The organism is Chitinophaga fulva, from assembly GCF_012927205.1.
GTDB classification, from domain to species: domain Bacteria; phylum Bacteroidota; class Bacteroidia; order Chitinophagales; family Chitinophagaceae; genus Chitinophaga; species Chitinophaga fulva.
In genome coordinates this window covers 1-21160 of sequence record NZ_JABBGC010000004.1, presented here as the reverse complement: position 1 = coordinate 21160, position 21160 = coordinate 1, and the positions used below count along the sequence as shown (strand labels likewise).

Below are 21160 nucleotides of genomic sequence, written 5' to 3'. Positions count from 1 at the left end.
AACATCAGGGTTTAATGCATTATACGGTTTGGATTCGTCTACAAAATCCTTGTTACATCCCCACACGAATACACTTAAACCGAGGAATAAGGCGAGTTTTATAAGATTGTGTTTCATGAATAATCATTTTTGGCTTGATAAAATGAATCAGAATCCGATTTCAATTCCAAAGGAATGGATTCTTGTTCTCGGGTAGGCTTCAACCGATATAATCCCCTGAGCGAGCGCGCTTGAGTTAGCGCCGGCAAAACCAGCTTCGGGATCGGCATTCTTCACTTTTGATATCACAAACAGATTTTGTCCGCTGTAATAAATCCTGAACTGCCTTATTTTAAAGCGGTTCAATAAATGTTCCGGGAGACTATAACCGATTTGCAGATTCTGTAACCGCAGGAACGATCCTTTCTGTATATGATAATCCGAGATTCTCTGGTAGTTCCCGTTAGGATCATACCGGAAGGTCCCATTGTTCATATATCCGAATCTCGGCTGGTCTGTCAGGCCATTTCCATAGGTAAAGGAACTGTTGAACACCTGAGCGGTGGTATTATAGTCATTGAAGATGCTATAGAAGTAGCCATTCATCCCATTATAGACATCGTTGCCATATACGCCGTTGAAGAAACAGGCCAGGTCAAAATTCCGGTAAGACAGGCCAATATTAAAGCCATAAGTCATTTTAGGCAGCGGGCTACCGATGACGGTTTTGTCAAGGTCATTGATCGTATTATCACCATTCAGGTCTTCATACCAGATATCCCCGGGACCAGATGCTCCTGCTCCATTTGGATACCACCAGGCTGCACCGGAGCTTTTTGCTTTCGCATTCAGCTCATCCATCGTCTTCTGATCTGGTATCAGCCCTTTTGTTTTAAATCCATAAAATTGTGAAACAGGCCAGTTCAGTTGTGTACGGGTAACCGTTCCCCTGTATTCTCCGGCAGAACCGGCATCTATGGGCACGCTTTCCTCTCCAAATGATAATATTTTATTGCGATTGAACGCGGCATTAAATCCAAGTTCCACCCCCAGTTTTCCAAAATTATCTTTGGAGTTGACTGTTACCTCGAAACCTTTATTCCTCATCTTGCCCAAATTCATATCCAGCACATAGGTATCTGAAGAAATGTGGCCGTTGGCCATTCCTGAACTGGGCGGCAGGTTGCGCTGATACAACATATCTTTAGTGTCCCGGATGTAATAGTCCAGTGTCAGGTTCAATTTGTTTTTAAACAGTCCAACATCTGCGCCGATATTAGCGGTAGTGACAGTTTCCCAACGGATAACCTCATTCGCCAGGCGCCCTATGCCCCAGCCGTTTACAGCAGCCGTTCCGGGTAATTCATTGAACTGTGTTTTATCATAGTTAGCAAGCGATTGAATGTAGACATAGTTGCCCACGCCATCGTTACCCAGGCTTCCGTAAGAAACTCTCAGTTTGAGATCAGATAATTGACTGAACCTGTTTTTCAGGAAACTTTCTTCTGAGATCCTCCAGCCAGCTGCCGCAGAAGGGAAATTTCCTTTCCTGTATTTCGGGGCAAACCGGTCACTTCTGTCCTGACGGAGATTGGCCTCGAAAAGATATTTATCTCTGTAGGTATAACTTACTCTTCCGAAATAGCTGAGCATACGGGAGATACTATAGTCCATATCTGATGAACGCCCGCTTGTGTTGGCAGGTACATTACTCAATGCAGAGGACTCAGAGAATCCAACCGGGAAGGCATCGGGAATGAGTGGCATAGTATAGCCCGAATTGATCGCATAGATGGAGCCGGAAAGATTATCAATGGAAGATCTTCTTCCTTCCATCCCTGCCAAAGCTTTAAACTCGTGGTCACCGATCTTCTTGTCGTATGAAGCGACAATGTTTCCCACATAAGCCATCGACAGACTGCTTTGTTTCCTGAGATTATCCTTCTGTTGGTTGATCTGCCCGGATACATACCATTTAGGCTCAAATTGACGGGCCATGGTGGTTACAAAGTTTCCGCCACCGGTGGCACGTACATGCAACCCGTTTATAGGCTCTACATCTATATACAGACTTCCCTCTACCTCCGGAGCATTGTATCTCCTGTCGATTGTATTAACAGCAGCGGCCCAGTTTCCCCCGTCGTAGTTCCCGGATGCAGGCAGGCCGCCCCAGGAGCCATCGTCATTTTTAATCCGCATCAGCGGTGATGATCTGAACGGCAGTGCATAAGCGCCAACCTGGTTACCGGTTATCGCCGGCGGATTCTCTGAATAGGAATACAAGCTTAATCGTTCTCCCACTTTTACGCGCTTTCCCAGATCATAGTCACTATTTACACGCAGGCTGTATCGTTCCGACCAGGAATTGATCATAATGCCGTCAGCCCGCCTGTATCCGGCGGAGACATAATAGTTTTGTTTAGCGCTGCCACCGCTGATGGAAACGTTATAGTTTTGCTCCTTTCCTGTGCGGTATAGGTAGTCGACCCAGTCTGTATTGACCGATTCATCCCAGTTGGGGGCACCTGGCTTGATGGCAGCCCAGGCACGCTTATAATCGGGCGTTCCCAATAATTTAGGTAAAAAGGTACCCTGGCTGAACCCTTGGTTCATCGAGATATCCACATTCATCTTTTCTTTCCGGGAACCTTTTTTGGTGGTCACAAGGATAACCCCACCAGCTGCTCTTGCGCCATAGATAGCGGCTGAAGAAGCGTCCCGGAGCACCTGTATGCTTTCAATATCCCGGGGATTCAGATTAAAGCCGGTGTTACCAATAGCCGGCACACCATCCACCACGTATAATGGTGACATGCCACGGATATTTCCTACTCCCCTGATCACTATTGTGCCGGAAGATCGGGGGTCACCGCTTCCGTTGGTCACCTGCACACCAGCGGCGCGCCCCTGTAACAGGCTGGCCACGCCGGTAACCGCCATTTTGGAGACATCCTTCGTGTTGACAGAGGATACTGCGCCTATCAGGTTGGCTTTCTTCTGTGCGCTGTAACCGATCACCACGATGTCCTGCAGTTGCCTGGAGGTGCTAGTCAATACCACCCTCACCGAGGTCTGCTGCCTCCCCACAGCCACCTTGTAGTCTGTAAATCCTGTACTCCGGATGATCAGACCTGATGGGTCCCTGGTTATCCTGATAGTAAACTGTCCATTGACATCAGTGGCTGTTCCGTTGGAGGTCCCGTCTTCCATCACAGTGGCGCCAGGCACCGGCTCATTTTGTTCTGAAACGACAACTCCCTTTACTACTACGGGAGGTTCCTGTGCGCTTGCAGAAAATGTTAACAGGAGTAATACAAGGCTAAAGAGCTTGTACATCTTCATTCGTGGAAAAATAATTCCATAGGGATTTGATCGCTGTTCACCACAGCAGGCAGTTAGTTTTTTCATATACGTAGAAATTGAGGCTGACTTAAACTCAATCGTTTCCACGCAAAATAGAATGGTGAGTGGGGAGGGTCAAATTAAACGGGCTCAAAAGGCAGAACAAAGTACAGACAAAGTGAGATCAAAGTTTTATCTCACTCAAAATCAATTAATTAAAACTCTTGATCCAACAGTCAAAATAGGGGTATTTTCTACCCCCTCTTATATCATCAACAAAATATAGGAAGCAATAAAACACACCCATGCAACCGTAATTATCACAAACACCGGCTTAAACCAATACTTTCGGGCTACCCAAACATAAAACCCCATGGTAAGCAGCGTTAATAGAAGCAAAAACTGGCTGGACATCAAAAGGGAAAAATTGTGCAGCGCCAGATAAAAATTGATGATCCCAATAAAAGCGGCGCCACTACCATGCGTGGCGTTAAACCCTATCCATGACTTCCACATCGTCAATTGTTCTGTCATCTGCAACGGGGAACTTTTCATGTCTTCTATCAGCTTTTCGTTGCGGGGAAACAATTTATTGGTACCCAGCGTAGCGCGGATATGAGAAAGGCCCGCCAGACCTATAATGACCGAACCAGTCTCCCAGAGATATTGGGCTATCATATATTATCATTTTTTCTGCCGCAAAATTAGCGGACAAATAGTCCTGGGTGGATGAACCTGGGTTAAGAAATACGTTTGAAATGAGCATCTGAACAAGAAAAGATCATTCAGGACCAAATTAAAACTAAACGGCTTGAGTCCAATATAATATCGAACTCAAGCCGCTTAATCAAAAAAGCCGTCCAAACTTTGGAATGCACTACACATTCTATTTTTAGGACATCCTCTTTTTATGTGTTTTAAGACTACACATGCTTATTCCAATACATTCTTCCATTTGGCAGTACGGCCCGTAAACCATACAGGAAGATCCGGATTATTAGAAGCGCTAATAATGGACCAACCCTCTGGATCGGAAGCCTGAACGCTACTTGGATAAGTCATTCTTTCTTTCCACTTGTATACGTCATACATGGAAGCCGGATTTGTACCCAGGTATCTGATTAATCTGCGGGCAGCAGTATATGGCACTTCAAAGTTAATCATGTTGTAATGCAGCTGAAGCTGATTAAAAATTGCCTGAACTTGTTGAGTGGATGACATAGCATCAAATTTCTGCGCTGCATTCTCCGCATAAACACTTGCATTATATTCCATTGCAGGCTTGGCATTGATTCTCGAATCATCCATAGTTGTTGGCATGGCCGGCAAAGTTGTCTTGGAATATTGATTTGAGTTATTCAGTTCATACCAATACTTGCAGGATAAGATAATCGCATTCTTGTAGTGATCGCGGGCAGCACCATTCAGCTGACCGAAACCTCTTACTGCCGCTTCTGCCAGTGAAAGCTCTGTTTCAACCGCATGGATGGTTGGATATTTTAGTGCAAAGTTGAATTGCGGGCGAACATTGTACTCTGCAACCAGGTTGTTTGCTGTACCTATGTTCCCATCATGGTCATCGCCATTGGCAACGGCGCTGCGAAGTGCATTTAACAGGAATGACTCTCGTTTGCTCAGATCTGCTTTTGACGCTGCATCCAATTGGATTGACTTATTTACGCCATAATAAAAGGTTGTTTTTGAAATATCAGTCAAAATAGGATCGTTGATGTAGTAGCCACGCAAAACCTGATTTAAATAACTATTTGGATCAGTATTGCCATCCCATTTTGTATCAACTCCCAGGTATCTGCCACTCCAGTCCGGAGCGAAGATATAAGCAACACGTGGGTCAACAGTACCATTCGATAAACCTGTTGCGGAATTATCACCGCTAAAATAGGATAACGTTTGTCCGTTTATCACTTTACTGCCTATAGTTGGCTGACAATACATCACGTCCTGCAGGAATTTCTTTCCGCCACGGCAATCCTCCCCTCTTTCCCTGAAAGCACGTGTAATACCTAATTCATTACAAATACGATTCAGTGCAATAACAGCTATGTCGGCTACACCAGCCACGTCGTTATAGTCGCTCATTAAAGGCTTGCCTTGCAACTCTGTCAGCACCTGCCGGGTAAGCGTAGGAGTAACTTCGCTTACATTCATCGCACAACGTAATCTTAATGAATTAACATACTTACGCCATTTCAGGATACTTCCGCCAAAAAGGATGTCTTGTTGGTTGAATGCTGCCTGTTGAGTAGGAGTCAGCGTCATCGTTGACAATGCATTGTCGGCAGCTTTGAAATCGCTGATTATTTTCGGATAGATATCTGATTGGCCCAGGTATTTTGCTTTAACACCATCAAGTCCGCCTGCCGATCCTGTTTCTATGTACGGGACCTTATCGTACATGTCGGTTGCTCTCTGGTAAGCATACCCTTTTAAAACATGCATTAAGGTGATGTACAGGCTATCTAAATTGGTCCGTTTAGCTTGCGGTGTGTTATTGTATTCACGTTGTGCCCAGAGTATGGGCGTAATCCATTGTGTATTAACAAAGTTAAAAATAGATTCGTTAAAACCGCCGGTGCCCCAGTCATGCTCAACATCTTTGAGCGCGTAAGGCCCCCCTTCCGTAGTCGTGTTATAAACCTGGATGGCATTTGCCATAACCCGCTGTCCACTTCTCACCTGGTGGTAAACGGAACCATAATCACCGCTCAGGAAGAACCCCTGGGTTAACTGAGATGTGAAAAATCCGGAGATAACGCTTACCCCTGACTTATCAGCCATGTCTTTTGAATATCCATCAGGATTCTGGTATAAATCTTCCAGCTTCTTCTTACATGCTACAGAAGATAGTAACAACGTAAGTACGAAAAATGATTTTAATTTGATGTATTTCATCTTAGTTGTTTTTAGAATTTAGTTTTGATAGAAATACCTATTGAACGCTGAGCGGGCAATGCAGTTGTTCCATAGGAACCTACTCCCCAGCCTGTCCCGTTAGTTGATTCAGGTATTGAATTCGGAGCAGCTTTGTAGAGGTAACCCACATTGTTTGCAAAAACCGATACAACCAGGTTGCTCATACGTACCTTGTGAGCAATCCTCGGGCTCAAAGTGTAGTCGATAGCTACGTTACGCAGTGCTACGTAATCACTTTTAAAGATCCTGTCTTCAGGGAAGAAGCCATTAGAAAAATAAGAATCGTAGTAATAGTTATCAGCCGACACCACTTTTGTGTTTGGCTTACCATCAGTACCAACACCATCCAATATCACACCATCATGGAAGGTTGGACCGCCATTAGGATTTGTACCCGCAACTTTTTTAGAACTCGCATCTAAATAGTAAGCTGCACCGCCGTGTGCCTCATCTCTATATTTCAATGTTTCGTTTAACGCGCCGGCAGCCATCATATAAGTTTCTGAGCCGGACAAGAAAGTAGCGCCAAACTGGTAATCTATATTTGCAATAAGGCGTATATTTTTGTAGGCAAAAGAAGTGAAAAATCCTCCTGTTACATCAGGAATTGTTTTGCCGATCAATTTCGCTGTGCTGGTATAGTCATAGGCTGATCCGGCAGCATTCACAACTCTCTTTCCATTGCTTGGATCGTTTGCATCATTAGGATTGTTATAAGTGTAGGTTGACTTAGTCAGGTAAATCTGACCATATTCCTGGCCCACGTTAGCCACCGTATTTACTGCACCGAAAGAATTCCACAAGGTAAGAGACTGCAGTTTACCATCCAGTTTTTCAACAACAGTTTTACCGCGTGCAAACGTCAGGTTTACATCCCATTCAAAATTCTTCGATACTACTGGTTTTGTTTTAATAGCCAGCTCCCATCCAGTGCTCATCACGTCACCGGCGTTCATACGAACATTTTTAACGCCCATGCCCGGAGGTGCAGCTACCGCCATGATCTGGTCGTAGATATGGGATCTATAATAAGAAAAGTCTACACCAATTCTTTTGTTTGGGAGCAGGTAAGTTTCAAAGCCTAATTCGAATTCACGTTTACGCTCAGGTTTTAAGTTTGGCTTACCATTGGCATCCATTGGAGGAAGATCAGACGGAGGCGTCAACACATAACCACCGCCGGTTTGAGAGGTAGTATAGTTCACGTTACTGAAATAGCGTGGGCCCGGACGACCTACTGTCGCAAATGACCCCCTTACTTTGGCATATTCAAATACTGCCGGCAATTTAAAGCTTTCGCTTAAGATCCATGCTGCACTTATACCAGGATAGAAATAATGATTATACCCCGGAGGTAAAATAGATGACCAGTCTTGTCTTCCCTGAGCTTCGATATACACCTGGTTTCTCCATGCCAACTGTGCTGACCCGATTAAACTGTATAACAGGTCCTGTCCGTTTGTAAACTGGTACTGAGGCTGTATTCCTAATGGTAAGTTATTAAATGAGAAATAGTTAGGAATAACAAGCTGTCCATAACCATTCACAGATGCACCTTTTCCTTCTGTGTAATTCTTTCTGATTACCCCACCCACAAAACCAGATAAATCAAAATCAGAATTTATTTTGGTATCAAAGTTCAACATGCCCTGCCCGTAGGTAGTCTTGTAGGTATTTGTTACATCGCTGTACATGAAACCACTATTAGGCCCTATTAACTGGGGGTCCAATAATTTACCTTTATACTCATTCCTCTCCGTACTGTAATCCAGACCGCCCATTAATGTGGCACTAAATATATTGGTGAGTTTTATATCAGCAGATAAAGACTGGATATTATGCAATCTTGTGAAAATAGACTGATTCTCGAGCTGGTCCCAGAGAAAACCTACTACTCCCTTCCGGCCATTGGAGATTAAGTTCCTCAGGCTTGGGTTGGCAAAGTAATTATATCCATCAGGTGTCAGCAAATGTGATTTTAACAAGCCCACATTGATATCGGCACTAAATGCTCCAATCTCAGACTGCTGACCTTCTCCGTTCATAGTATTCAGGTTGGCAGCATTCAGGTTTTTGGAAATAAAAAAGTTGCCGGTATATTTAAGGGTGATGTTATTGTTTAACTTGTAAGACGAGTTAAGGCTAAACGTATTTTTGTCAAACCTTGACCCTGGCCTGATGGGGGTCATATTTGAATTAGTGTATGAAAAACGGATCTGTCCCTGATCATTACCGCCACTTAAAGCCACATTGGTAGTGTTTTGATGTCCGGTTTGATAAAGATCATTATAGATGTTCTTGGTTTGTGCCACCCATGGTCTTTCTACACCATCCCACCACAACAGCTTCACGCTTGGGTCGAATTTTGGTCCAAATGCAGCTGCACCAAAACCATCACCCAATGTAGTAGCCAGCGCTCTCTTTCCATTCGCATCAAGATAATATCCCTGAGCGTCATTCCTGGAGTTGCTGGGGCTGGAACCTGTTCCATATTCATTTTGTAATTTAGGCAGGAACGCTGCGCGGTCCCATGAAGTGGTAAAAGATGCTGACACTCCCAGTCCTTTGCCTTTAGCACCGCTTTTGGTGGTAATCAACAGCACACCGTTGGCACCTTCGCTACCGTACAGCACAGATGCTTTAGCCCCTTTCAAAATTTCCATAGAGGCAATGTCATCAGGATTGATATCGTTGATACCTGTTCCGTTATCACGATCAGTAGCGCCGTAACCCATTTGCGTATTCTGGTCGTGAATGGGAACACCATCTACCACGATCAGCGGACGTGTGGTGGAATTTTGGTCGAAAGACACCGCATTACGAATATTGATTTTCATCCCGGCAGTAGGACCAGCTGCTGTAGCTCCCACCTGCACGCCAGGTGCAGCCCCATAAAGTGCCTGTAAAGGATTGGAGGGTGTACCGCTGGCCATAATCCGCTCGTTATCAATTTTAGACACCGCATAGCCCAATGCTTTAGCTTGTTTTTTGATACCCAAGGCCGTAACAACTACCTCTTCCGTAGTTCGAACATTAGGGACCAGTGTTATCTGCATAGAAGATGTGGCAGGCAATTCCTGGGTTACAAACCCCACATAAGAAACAACCAGTCTTGCATCTGGTTTTACATTGATGGTAAAGCTACCTCCCTTACCGGTCGGCACCCAATTGGAGGTGCCTTTTTCACTCACGGTGGCTCCTTCAAGAACGTTGCCGGTTGCGTCCTTGATCGTACCTGAAACCGTCATTTTCCCTTGCCCGTAGGCAAACATGCTTCCTATGCAAAAAAGCATAAAAAGCAAAAGACATCTTTTGGTTGACTGCATTTTCTTTAATTTTTACAATTGAATAGAACTGATTTTGGTATAGTATTTCGAATTGGAATCCTTTATGTCGTAGGCCGTTTACATCTACGACCATTCTTCCACACCCGTTTCAATCACTGCTACTGATAATAGCTGGATTTACATGGATGTCATTTTGTTTATTCTGTGCTCATTCTTTTGGTTTCGTACTTTTTTGAAAAAGCAGTAGCTATTGCGCTATTTCAATAACACAAAAAACAAAGTTCAGCTGTCTTGATTTATTAAAACGGAATAAAGGCGTCCTGCTTGAAAGACATCACTTGTTGTTCGCCAACGCCACTTGACGATAGAAACATTTTAACGTGCATATACCTACGAATAATAAATTGATTGATAAAAAAAGTCTGATTGTTAGTGAAATTCTGGTTGATTACTTAAAGACAATCCAATCTTTCCAATTCCTGCTGATCTTGATTGAGTTTATAGTTTAGGAAGTAAATTGTTGTAGGTTGCTTTTCGCTGGACGAAATATGTTAAACTGCTTTTAGTAAAACGTTTTAGCTATCGATTTAAAAAAAAAGTGAATCACCTTTTCTTTTGCTCCTAATGCTCTTTTTCTTCTTTCTCAAACCTATATAAAGTTTTTTACGTAGCGTAATTTTCAAGCATTTTTTTTAGAAAGAGGTCAATATAGAATTAATTTTTATCAAAATAGAACCATTAATATGGTCTGTGTACCTGGCACTACGGGAGGCGTCAAAAAAAACGGACCATGCCCATTAGAAACTGGGCATGATCCTGAATCAGTTTTCAACTATTTTGATAAACTGGCAAGAATCTAATTATCAATTTGACTCCACGAGTGTTCCGGAAAATATGTTATTTCTTCCTGGTGCTCCTATTCAAAGCACTAATATGGTCTCTGAATCTGATGATTTGTTCCAGCTGCTGTCTCTTCAGCTTATTTTGTTCTGATGCATGTGCGTTTTCGTATGCCTTCATGTAGCATATGTAACACAGAACAAAACATTATTTTTCAAGGCAGACAAGCATCCCGGCCGTCTTACGCTCGATTTCATAACCATGACTACGCAGTCTTTCACCAACTGTATCTACCAATGTTTTACACTGACAGTTCAGTAATGGTGCAGCATGGGGCTATGTGGTGCTGTATGGTGCTGTATGGTGCATTATCTCACCTTTTAAATTTACGAAAACATTTCAATGCTTCGAGGTACAAATAAGGTACAAAAATGCCCCAAAACAACGCGAAACAACCCCAACAAAGCAAAGCCACCAGACATAGAAAAAGCCCCATTGACGGGGCTTTCCTCCTATTTCGCTATGAATGTTTTGTGTTGTTTATGCCACCTTACTTCCCGATACAAAACTTACTAAAAATATAATCCAACCTATCTTCATTCGTCACTTCACCGGTGATCTCACCAAGATAATGAAGGCTGCGCCGTATATCCAGTGCCAGTAAATCTCCTGGCAAACCGTTGTCCATCCCGTTTTTTACGTCGAGCAGTGACTGCTGCACTTCCTGCAATGCTGCATAGTGACGGGCATTGGTGATGATGGTATCTTCTGTATTGATATCGCCGGCCATGACTTTCTGTACCAGTCTATCTTTCAGGTCCTGGATATGTTCATGATTTTTGGCGGAGATAAAAAGTATGGGTAATCCGTCGAATTTGGTGCGGGTAGCGGCTTCTCCGGTGACATCGGTTTTATTGCCGACAAGGAGGAAATTGATGTTGTCTGCTTCAAACGACTGAACCTGTTGCCGGATGTCTTCGGCGGACAGTTCATTGACATCGAAGAGGTAGACTACCACACCGGCTTCGCGTATTTTCTCCATGGTTTTCTGTACACCGATGGTTTCGATGGTATCGGCGCTGTCGCGGATACCGGCGGTATCGATGAGGCGGAAGAGGATACCATCGATATTGAGGACTTCCTCAATAGTATCACGGGTAGTGCCGGCGATATCGCTGACGATGGCCCTGTTTTCATTGAGGAGGGTATTGAGCAGGGTGGATTTGCCGGCGTTAGGCTTTCCTACGATAGCAGTATTGACGCCATTTTTAATGACGTTGCCCATACGGAAGGAGTCTATGAGGTGCCGGATAGTGGTGGTAGCGTTGGTCACCAATTCATACAGGCGGGTCCTGTCGGCGAACTCTACATCTTCCTGGCTGAAATCCAGCTCCAGTTCTATGAGGGCGGAGAAGGTGATGAGTTGTTCGCGGAGGGTGTGCAGTTCTTTAGAGAAGCCGCCGCGCATCTGTTGCATGGCTGTCTGATGGGAGGCGGCGGAGTTGCTGGCGATCAGATCGGCTACAGACTCGGCCTGTGTCAGGTCCAGTTTTCCGTTGAGGAAGGCGCGTTGGGTGAACTCACCGGGTTTGGCGAGGCGGGCGCCTGCTGCGATGGTGGCTTCTATGATTTGTTGCTGTATGTAGGGGGAACCGTGACAGGAGATCTCGATGACATCTTCGCCGGTATAGGAACGGGGCCCTTTATAGAGGCTTACCACCACTTCGTCGATCACGTGACCGTTGTGTACGAGGCTGCCGAAATGGAGGGTGTGACTGGCCTGCTGTAGCAGGTCTTTACCGGGAAAGAGGGTGTTGCAGATGGGAAATGCCTGGCTGCCGCTAAGCCTGATCACGGCGATAGCGCCAAGTCCTGGTGCGGTGGCGACTGCAACAATGGTGTCATCAAATCCTGTTAGTTTTCCCAGCATACCGGTACGAATTTTTTTTACGAAAGGCAAAGGTACTAAAAATCAAAAGCCCCGTTTCAATGAGCTTGAAACGGGGCTTTTGTGTAATATCTCGGGCAGTACTACTCTTGCAGTGTAAAGCGGATCGGGAGGTTGAACTGTACAGAAACCTGGCGGCCGTTTTGCTTACCAGCTTTCCATTTAGGCATGGTTCTTACCACGCGAACAGCTTCTTCTTCCAGACCGCCACCTTTTGCAGCGCCTACTGTTTTCACATCTTTGATGTTACCTTCTGAGTCAACTACGAACTGTACGAATACAGTACCGGAGATACCGTTTTCCTGCGCAACGCGTGGGTAACGGATGTTTTTGCTCAGGTATTTGGCCAGCGCTTCCTCACCACCAGGGAAGGTAGGAGGCTGCTCTACGAAAGTGAAGATCTCTTCTTTTGCAGGAGCAGGAGGCGCTTCTACCACACCAGTACCTTTACTGTCTTCCAGCAGGCCCGCATCGATACCGTTCGGGTCACCTTCCACAGTTTTAGTGCTGATGGATTTTTCTTTAATATCTGCCTGTTTTGGCGGTTCTTCGTCCGGTGGTACTTCGTTATCTTTCTTGATTACCGGAGGAGTGAACTGCACTGAAGGTTTAACCGGCGGTGGTGGTGCCGGCGGAGGAGGAGGCGGTGGCGGTGTTTTCGGATCATCCGGAAGTTTCACGTCCTCCATCTTGATCTCCTGGATCACCGGCTTCTTGTTGTTTTCACCTTCAGAAGCTTTTACATAGTTGGTGATGATATAAGCCAGGAAGAACACGACGAACAAAGACACGGTACCCAGAATGGCATTCCGCACCCGCTTGTTATACTGTCTCCTCAGATCATAAGCCCCATACTCCTTGTTCCTGCCTTCAAACAGGATATCAAGAAAATCGGACTTTAAGACTTTAGCTGAATCCATTGTTAATTGTAATTTTTATATGGATGCAAAAATTTGATTAATTCCACAAAAGCTATTTAACACCGTTAGCAGCTTCTGTCTGCTTGATCCATGTTTTATCCTGGTCGCTGATGTCAACGGTTGCATAACGTTGTATGCGGTTGATCGCCATTTCGTCCAGAATGTCCACGAAGTTGGCGTAGGTGGCGTCGTCATCAGCTTTGATAATGACTACCACATCTTCCGGTTCTCCTTTTGCATTCCTGAATTTGGACACTTCATCCCTTTTCTTGATGATCTCATCGCGGATACCACCTTTGTTGGCAAAGGAAGTCGCTTTGAAGAAATCAGGATTTGCAGATGCATTCGGGTCCTGTGCCAAACCTTCGTAATAGTATACTCTGTTATCTTTTCCCAACAGGATGGTCAACGCAGTACTTTCTTTTACTTTGTTCTGCTCCTTCTCATCCTTGGTATCTTTTGGCATGATCAAGTCCATGGTTTTGGGCTTGCTCATAGTCGTGGTAAGCATGAAGAAGGTAATCAGAAGAAAACCCAGGTCCACCATCGGAGTCATGTCTACGCGGGTAGATTGTTTCTTCGATTTCGTTCCACCGTGTTTCTTCCCACCACCACTACTGCTGGTATCCATTTCTGCCATAGTAGCTCTTTTTTTCGTTTTTAAATCAGCAGCCTTCCAGGTCAGGAAGTCATTGCTGCCGTTTACTACTCTTTTTTCTTACCACCAGCCTGCTCTTCCTGCCATGCGGCGGTACCTTGAGGGGCTGCTTTCAGATTTGTTACCAGGTTGAGCTTCTGGATGTGTTGCTTTTTGAACGTTTCCAGAATTTCCTTGATCTTAGGATAAGGAGTGGCGTTGTCTGCTTTGATACAGTACTTCACTTTGTTGATGCTACCTTCCTGTGCAGCCATGCCATACTCAATCCAGGTCTTTAATTCATTGTTAGCGGAATCAGTAGGGATTCCTTTATCCAGACCCTGTTTCTTACGCTCGTCTTCAGAAAGAGACAGGTAATTTTTCAGGTCCTTGATCGGCGTACCAACGCTTGCTCCTGTGATAAAGCTTTTCTTTTCTTTATCACTCAGACCAAGCTTGAACTGTGAGTCCAGGTCATCGATCATTTTTTTTCTTTTGGGCTGGCCGTCCATGCTGAAAAACACCCTGCCGTCCTTATCTACTGTGAACAATAACACATCAGAATCAGGTAAAAGAGTAGTGTTGATAGAAGACGGGGTAACTACCGTTACCGGCTCGTCCGGTTTGAACTTCGTCGCCAGCATAAAGAAAGTTAAGAGCAGAAAAGCCACATCACACATTGCTGTCATGTCAATAGCCGTGCTTTTCCTGGGCATTTTAACTTTAGGCATCTTTACTTTTTTTATGGTTTACTTTAAATAGATTCAAAACCGCTTAAATTCCACAAAAAATTATTTGTGGTTGGCAGCAAAGCTCTGAGTTAAAGTAAAGCCGGACTCGTCAATAGCATAAGTGATGCCATCGATGTTGGTAGTAAAGTAGTTATACATGATGATCGCGATAGCGGAAGTACCGATACCCAGAGCGGTGTTGATCAACGCCTCGGAGATACCTAACGCCAGCTGTGCAGAGTCTGGTGCACCACCGGAAGACATCGCAGAGAACGCTTTAATCATACCCAATACTGTACCGAACAGACCCAGCAGGGTTGCTACGGAAGCAATGGTAGACAGGAACACCAGGTTCTTTTCCATCATTGGCAGTTCCAGCGCAGTAGTTTCTTCAACTTCGTTTTTGATGGTCAGGATTTTCTGATCTGTGTCCAGCTCAGAATTGCTCATCATCTCTTTGTACTTTTTCAGACCAGCTTTCAGTACGTTACCAACAGAACCTTTCTGTTTGTCGCACTCAGCTAAAGCTGCGTCAACATTTTTGTTAGCCAGGTGATATTGTACTTTACGTACCAGCTCAGAACCGCTGAACTTACCTTTAGCTTTAGACAGATACAGGAAACGCTCGATTACGAAAGTCAGACAAACGAGCAATACAGAAATCAATACCGGTACTACCAATCCACCTTTGTAAACAGTACCAAACCACTTGCCAATACCAGAATCAATTGGGTGACCATCTGGATTATTACCTTGGAAGTTGGCTGGATTACCTAATACAAAGAAGAAAAACAGAAATCCTATCACTAAACAGATAGGCACAGCCAACGCCGCGAACAGGTTGGACGACTTTTTAGGTTGATGAGAAGAAGCCTTAGCTGTAGCTGCAGTCACAGTTGTTTTAGTCTCAGCCATGTTGATTGAAATTTTAGTGTTAAAAATTAAACTATTGTTTGTTAGAAGTTACGATTTACAAATTCTCATTGTGGAATGCTTCCCAGCACTCAATTTACTCTTTAATTTACTCTTTAATGAGCGATTCGCAAAGTTATAAGGTTGGCCCAAAAAAACAAGTGCAGCCCAAAAAAACCCACAAAAATTAACCTTACACCACAAAAGCCCTACCACAGGGCTTTTCAACCACTTGTTTTTTGTTTTGAGCGAACACTTACGTCAGCAAATAACCAATAATATGCAGTCCTCTTAATTTGTTACTGTCCCAAAAATTTGAAAGCGTTTAATTTTTTTCAAAGTTGGACGCACAATTTAAGAAAAAATTCAAATGTTCCAACAGAAATCTTACAAATCTGAGAACTTATTTATTCCCGCGCCAGTCAACGCTTTGAGGCTCCGCTAATTGGTTTTAGCTTACCCGCCTGCACACTTTTTTATACATCCCCTCTTCAAACCCAACACTGTAGCGGCGTATCTTCTGCCCACTCCGTTAAATGCTATATAAAAATATTATATGCTATAACAATAAATGATTACATAAAAAGGTTGGTATGACAACTACTGTTCAAACTTCCGTCACTGCCTTTAACCCGCCTTTTTTCCATTCCTACGCCCTTTCCCACGCTTATGGATTTTCCTCATAAGTTAATACTTTATGTACGTAATTGCAATCCCATTTAAAAAAAAACGAACGTTACACAAAAACCAATCGATCAAATGTACAAACCACGCCACTTGAAACTGATGCTCGCAGCGGCCGGTATCGCCTGCCTCAGCACATCCGTTTCTACCCCCGCTGCTGCACAGCGGAAAAAGAAAAACGCCACACCGCCAGCTACTACAGCCCCGGCTAAAGACACGACCGCTAAACCTCCCATGATCAAACCGGGCCCTAAACCTGCTGTCAAACCCTTCGCGGAAGTTATCAACGATAAAGCCACTGCAGATTCCGGACTGTTCAATGTATACAAACAGGATGACCGCTACTTCTTTGAAATAGCTGACTCCCTCCTCGGTAGAGATGTCCTCGTTGTCAACAGGATCTCTAAATCCGCCGCCGGACTGCGCGCACAAATGATGGGCTTCTCCGGAGACATCATCGGCGAAAACGTGATCCGCTTCGAAAAAGGACCCAACAACCGCATCTTCCTTAAAAATATCTCCTACTCGGAAGTATCGAAAGACTCTACACAGCCCATGTTCACCGCTGTGATGAACTCCAACCTCCAGCCTATTGTAGCTGCCTTCGATATCAAAGCATTCTCTAAATCAGGCAACGGTAGCGTAATCGATCTCACCGAATATATCGCCGGTGATAACGACGTGCTCTTCTTCGATGGCACCATAAAAAGTATGCTGAAACTCGGTGGCGCTCAACCGGATAAATCCTACATCTCCGATGTAAGGTCCTATCCCATGAACACCGAAATCAAAACCGTTAAAACATATTCCCGCATGGGAGGCCCCTCTATGCCAGGCGCCCCGCCAGCACCAGGAGGCTTCGCTACCGTTGAGCTCAACAGCTCCATGGTACTGCTCCCCGCTGTTCCCATGAAACCACGCTACTTCGATCCGCGTGTAGGCTTTTTCACTACCGGTGTCACCGACTTCGACGCTGACCCACAAGGTGTAAAAAGACTCCAGATGATCACCCGCTGGCGCCTCGAACCCAAACCGGAAGACATGGAGAAATATAAGCGCGGTGAACTCGTGGAACCACAGAAACCTATCGTGTTCTATATTGATCCGGCGACTCCTGCTAAATGGCGCAAATATCTTATCATGGGTGTCAATGACTGGCAGTCTGCCTTCGAAGAAGCGGGCTTTAAAAATGCCATCATCGCTAAAATGGCCCCCACCAAAGCGGAAGACTCTACCTGGTCCATCGAAGACGCCCGCTTCTCCGCTATCGTGTACAAACCATCTGATGTGCCCAACGCCAGCGGCCCTCACGTACACGATCCCCGCTCCGGCGAAATCCTGGAAAGCCATATCAACTGGTACCACAACGTAATGCGACTGCTGCGTAACTGGTACTTTGTACAGGCCTCCCCTAACGACGCCCGTGCCCGCAACATGCAATTCAGCGATGAACTCATGGGCGATCTCATCCGCTTCGTTTCTTCCCATGAAGTAGGACATACCCTCGGCCTCCGTCATAACTTCGGCTCCAGCTCTACTTATCCAGTGGAAAAACTGCGCGATAAAGAATGGGTGAAAAAGAATGGTCACGCTGCTTCTATCATGGACTACGCCCGCTTCAACTACGTGGCGCAACCAGGTGATGGCATCTCCGGAGCCGATCTCTACCCACGTATCAACTTCTATGATAAATGGGCTATCCAATGGGGATATCAGCTGCTGTCCGATGCTAAAACACCGGAAGCAGAAACACCTATCCTCAATAAAATGACAGTGGAAAAACTGAAGGATAAAAAATATTGGTTCGGTACGGAGTCCAATCCTAACGATCCCCGCTCCCAGAACGAAGACCTCGGCGACAATGCCATGAAGGCCAGCACTTACGGTATCAAAAACCTGCAGCGCATCATGCCTAACCTCCTCGCCTGGACACGTGTAAACAACGAAGGATACACCAACCTCTCTGAACTGTATAAAGAAATCGTATCTCAGTTTGGCCGCTATATGGGCCATGTTACCAAAAATGTGGGCGGTATCTACGAAACACCTAAAACCGTAGAACAGGAAGGCGCTGTATACGAATACGTTCCAAAAGCCACGCAGAAAGAAGCTATCCAGTTCCTCTCCCAGCAGCTGTTTACCACGCCTAAATGGTTGGTTAACCAGGACCTGCTCAGCCGCATCGGTGGTGATGGTACTGCGCTGGTCATGTCTACACAAGTACCTGTACTCGGCAGACTGGTGTCTGTTAACACACTCAATAAACTGAGCGCGGCCGAAGCTGCTCAGGGCGCCGCCGCCTATCAGCCACTGGAGATGCTCAACGATCTGAAAAAAGCCATCTTCACAGAAGTATATGCACACCAGGCAGTGGATAACTACCGCCGCAACCTGCAACGTACTTATGTTGACAACCTGACCGGTATGCTGGCACCAGCTGCACCAAGCCCGATACCTAGTTTTGGCGCGCCTGATGCATCCCGCTCAGATGCTGCCGGTATCGCCCGTGCACAACTCTCCATGCTCAGAAATGACCTCCGCGCTGCGGCCGGCTCCGGTGATGCAATGACCCGCAATCACTACCAGGACCTCATCGCCCGTATTTCTAAAGCACTGGACCCTAAATAACGGAGAAGTATATACGAAAAATTATCAAGTCCCCTTCCGGAAGATGGAAGGGGACTTTTCATTTTACGCACCCGGGGCACCTGTTTATATTATTGCGGAAATTGCTTAATATAGCTTTACCTTTAATTTAAATACAGCCTCAAAAGTGAAAGAGCGTACTAATAAAATAACGATATACGACATTGCTCAAAAACTGAACTTATCCGCTTCCACCGTATCACGTGCTTTGCAAAACAATCCGCTGATCAACGAGGAAACCCGGGAGAAAATTCAGGCAACGGCCATGGACATGGGTTACGTGCCCAACTGGATAGCTTCCAGCCTGCGTAAAAAACGTTCCAACATCATAGGGCTGATTGTACCCCGTACTTCCATGTACTTCCAAAGTACCGCCATCAGCGGTATCCAGCACGAAGCACATAAATACGGCTTTAGCATCGTGATCGGCCAATCCGATGAAACAGTGGCCATGGAAAAAGAACTGGCACACACCTTCTACTCCCTCAGGGTAGATGGCCTGCTGGCAGTAGCCTCCATGTTCACCACCAACTTCGACCACTTCAGTCCTTTTATAAAAAATAATATTCCCCTTGTATTCTACGATCGTGTACCGGTAGACTTTCCAGGCTACAGCATCACCGGGGATGACTTTAAAGGCGGCTTCCTGGCTACAGAACACCTGATCAAACAGGGCTGTAAAAGGATTGCGCACTTCTCTGGTCTGCTTACCTGCAATCTTTACCAGCAAAGGCTTTCAGGATACAAAGAAGCGCTTGCCAAATACAACATCCCTTATGATGAACAACTGGTATACATCCATAACCTTACCATGGATGCTGCCGGTCAGGCCGCGAGGGAACTATTTGATAAAGGTGATCTGCCCGACGGGTTGTTTGCGGCCAATGACAGTTCTGCTGTTGCTTTCATTCAGGAGGCCAACAAACGGAACATAGCCGTTCCAGGGCAAATAAAGGTGGTAGGATACTCGAATGACCTCTCCTCCCGCATTATCTCCCCTTCGCTCACTACGATCGAGCAATCGGGCTATAACATGGGACAAAAGGCGGTGGAGACAATTGTGAAGCTGATCAACCATGAAGAGAACAGTAAGGTCACCAAAAACTTTGTTTTCCCGGTAGAACTTATCCAGCGGGAATCAACCATGCTTCAAAAACAGTAATTTTAACATCAACCAGTGATATAACCTACAACTTTATGAAACACCATTATCTCGCAGGCATCGCCCTGTCAGGCATATTGGGCCTAACATCCTGTGCCAGGCATATCTATTCTCCCAATGCGGCCAATGCACCGTTGCTGAAGGAGAAAAATGAATTCAAAGCAAGCATCTCTCCCTACAATCTACAGGCGGCTTTCGCGGTCACCAACCATATCGCGATAATGGCCAACGGACAGTATGTCTATAAGATAGACGCGCCGGATAATGATTACAATAACAACAATACAGATAATGACCTCTTCACCAATCATGCGCTTCGCGGCGGTGTGGTGGAAGGCGCCATTGGCTTTTTTCAACCACTGGACCCTAAGAAAAAAATGGTGCTGGACGTGTATGCAGGCGGGGGCGCAGGTGGCTTCAGAACATTGGCCCCTTATGGTAATGAGCAGGGGGTTAACCGGGAAGATTACCGTTTAAGCAACCGGTTTTCCAAGTTCTTTATTCAGCCTAGCATTGGTTTTGTACATCCTATTGTGGAAGCCGCTTTCAGCAGCCGCTTTTCCTTTGTAAATTTTTATGATTCCTACATGGGTCCGAAAGCCTATGCAAATGATGCTACGGCGAAAGCTGATTTTCAAAATGTGGCAGCTAAACCTACTGCGTTTTACGAACCTGCTTTTACTGTCCGCGTGGGATATAAATATGTCAAGTTCCAGTCACAGCTGCTGTTTTCCGTACCGCTGAACGATAATCTGAACAGTTACGAAAGGATGAATGATTATTTTCAACAGGTAGTATTTACCATGGGCGCCTCCATCAATATTGCCCACTGGTATGATGATTTTAAGAAAGACAGAAAGCGGAGATAATCTTTTGATTTTTACTTTAAGTAGATAGATGCCCACCGGGAAAGCAATTTTTCGGTGGGTTATTTTTTTGGGGTGTTGCAGTCACCGGGTAGGAAGATATAAAAACAAAAAAGCCCTGATGTATGAACATCAGGGCTTTTCCTAATAAATATGGCAGCTACCTACTCTCCCGCATGATAGTGCAGTACCATCGGCCATAAGGGGCTTAACTTCTCTGTTCGGAATGGGAAGAGGTGAACACCCTTGGCAAAACCACCATAAGATCTTTG

General features: G+C 45.3%; 12 protein-coding genes and 1 rRNA gene. 3 read left to right on the top strand and 10 right to left on the bottom strand.

All coding sequences use genetic code 11. The features are described from left to right. Positions 1-147: 147 nt before the first annotated feature. From HHL17_RS28460 to HHL17_RS28420, 9 genes are all read right to left on the bottom strand, one after another. Positions 148-3321, bottom strand: coding sequence for a SusC/RagA family TonB-linked outer membrane protein (locus tag HHL17_RS28460; RefSeq protein ID WP_169228260.1), 3174 nt, complete (start codon positions 3319-3321; stop codon positions 148-150). 264 nt (positions 3322-3585) lie between these two features. Further along, on the bottom strand, positions 3586-3999 hold the full coding sequence (locus HHL17_RS28455) for an LIC_13387 family protein (RefSeq protein ID WP_169228259.1): 414 nt from the start codon (positions 3997-3999) through the stop codon (positions 3586-3588). Positions 4000-4254: 255 nt separating this feature from the next. After that, positions 4255-6234 carry a SusD/RagB family nutrient-binding outer membrane lipoprotein gene (locus tag HHL17_RS28450; RefSeq protein ID WP_169228258.1) on the bottom strand — a complete coding sequence of 660 codons (1980 nt, stop codon included), beginning with the start codon at positions 6232-6234 and terminating at the stop codon, positions 4255-4257. 11 nt (positions 6235-6245) lie between these two features. Then, positions 6246-9581 carry a SusC/RagA family TonB-linked outer membrane protein gene (locus HHL17_RS28445; protein WP_169228257.1) on the bottom strand — a complete coding sequence of 1112 codons (3336 nt, stop codon included), beginning with the start codon at positions 9579-9581 and terminating at the stop codon, positions 6246-6248. 1351 nt (positions 9582-10932) lie between these two features. After that, on the bottom strand, positions 10933-12312 hold the full coding sequence (gene mnmE / locus HHL17_RS28440; protein ID WP_169228256.1) for a tRNA uridine-5-carboxymethylaminomethyl(34) synthesis GTPase MnmE: 1380 nt from the start codon (positions 12310-12312) through the stop codon (positions 10933-10935). Positions 12313-12413: 101 nt separating this feature from the next. Then, the gene (locus tag HHL17_RS28435) at positions 12414-13250 is read right to left on the bottom strand and encodes an energy transducer TonB (protein ID WP_169228255.1); all 837 of its coding nucleotides are present in this window, start codon (positions 13248-13250) and stop codon (positions 12414-12416) included. A 52-nt stretch (positions 13251-13302) separates the two neighbouring features. After that, positions 13303-13890, bottom strand: coding sequence for an ExbD/TolR family protein (locus HHL17_RS28430; RefSeq protein WP_169228254.1), 588 nt, complete (start codon positions 13888-13890; stop codon positions 13303-13305). A 65-nt stretch (positions 13891-13955) separates the two neighbouring features. Beyond that, entirely contained in the window at positions 13956-14618 is a 663-nt protein-coding gene (locus HHL17_RS28425; protein ID WP_169228253.1) for an ExbD/TolR family protein, read from the bottom strand. 60 nt (positions 14619-14678) lie between these two features. Further along, complete coding sequence (locus HHL17_RS28420; protein WP_317166627.1) at positions 14679-15512, bottom strand: MotA/TolQ/ExbB proton channel family protein; 834 nt, start codon at positions 15510-15512, stop codon at positions 14679-14681. 804 nt (positions 15513-16316) lie between these two features. Between HHL17_RS28420 and HHL17_RS28415 the strand changes: the two genes are divergently transcribed. The 3 genes from HHL17_RS28415 (at position 16317) to HHL17_RS28405 (ending at position 20891) form a co-directional block, all read left to right on the top strand. After that, positions 16317-18842, top strand: coding sequence for a zinc-dependent metalloprotease (locus HHL17_RS28415; RefSeq protein ID WP_169229104.1), 2526 nt, complete (start codon positions 16317-16319; stop codon positions 18840-18842). 145 nt (positions 18843-18987) lie between these two features. Then, complete coding sequence (locus HHL17_RS28410; protein WP_169228251.1) at positions 18988-20022, top strand: LacI family DNA-binding transcriptional regulator; 1035 nt, start codon at positions 18988-18990, stop codon at positions 20020-20022. Between the two features lie 35 nt (positions 20023-20057). Beyond that, on the top strand, positions 20058-20891 hold the full coding sequence (locus tag HHL17_RS28405) for a hypothetical protein (RefSeq protein ID WP_169228250.1): 834 nt from the start codon (positions 20058-20060) through the stop codon (positions 20889-20891). Positions 20892-21039: 148 nt separating this feature from the next. Here HHL17_RS28405 and rrf read toward each other — a convergent pair. After that, positions 21040-21151, bottom strand: a 5S ribosomal RNA gene (gene rrf, locus HHL17_RS28400). Positions 21152-21160 lie beyond the last annotated feature (9 nt).

What these genes read in the sequence shown, in the direction of transcription:
- HHL17_RS28460 (WP_169228260.1), bottom strand. Translation starts at nt 3,321, where the DNA reads ATGAAGATGTACAAGCTCTTTAGCCTTGTATTACTCCTGTTAACATTT.
- HHL17_RS28455 (WP_169228259.1), bottom strand. Translation starts at nt 3,999, where the DNA reads ATGATAGCCCAATATCTCTGGGAGACTGGTTCGGTCATTATAGGTCTG.
- HHL17_RS28450 (WP_169228258.1), bottom strand. Translation starts at nt 6,234, where the DNA reads ATGAAATACATCAAATTAAAATCATTTTTCGTACTTACGTTGTTACTA.
- HHL17_RS28445 (WP_169228257.1), bottom strand. Translation starts at nt 9,581, where the DNA reads ATGCAGTCAACCAAAAGATGTCTTTTGCTTTTTATGCTTTTTTGCATA.
- mnmE (WP_169228256.1), bottom strand. Translation starts at nt 12,312, where the DNA reads ATGCTGGGAAAACTAACAGGATTTGATGACACCATTGTTGCAGTCGCC.
- HHL17_RS28435 (WP_169228255.1), bottom strand. Translation starts at nt 13,250, where the DNA reads ATGGATTCAGCTAAAGTCTTAAAGTCCGATTTTCTTGATATCCTGTTT.
- HHL17_RS28430 (WP_169228254.1), bottom strand. Translation starts at nt 13,890, where the DNA reads ATGGCAGAAATGGATACCAGCAGTAGTGGTGGTGGGAAGAAACACGGT.
- HHL17_RS28425 (WP_169228253.1), bottom strand. Translation starts at nt 14,618, where the DNA reads ATGCCTAAAGTTAAAATGCCCAGGAAAAGCACGGCTATTGACATGACA.
- HHL17_RS28415 (WP_169229104.1), top strand. Translation starts at nt 16,317, where the DNA reads ATGCTCGCAGCGGCCGGTATCGCCTGCCTCAGCACATCCGTTTCTACC.
- HHL17_RS28405 (WP_169228250.1), top strand. Translation starts at nt 20,058, where the DNA reads ATGAAACACCATTATCTCGCAGGCATCGCCCTGTCAGGCATATTGGGC.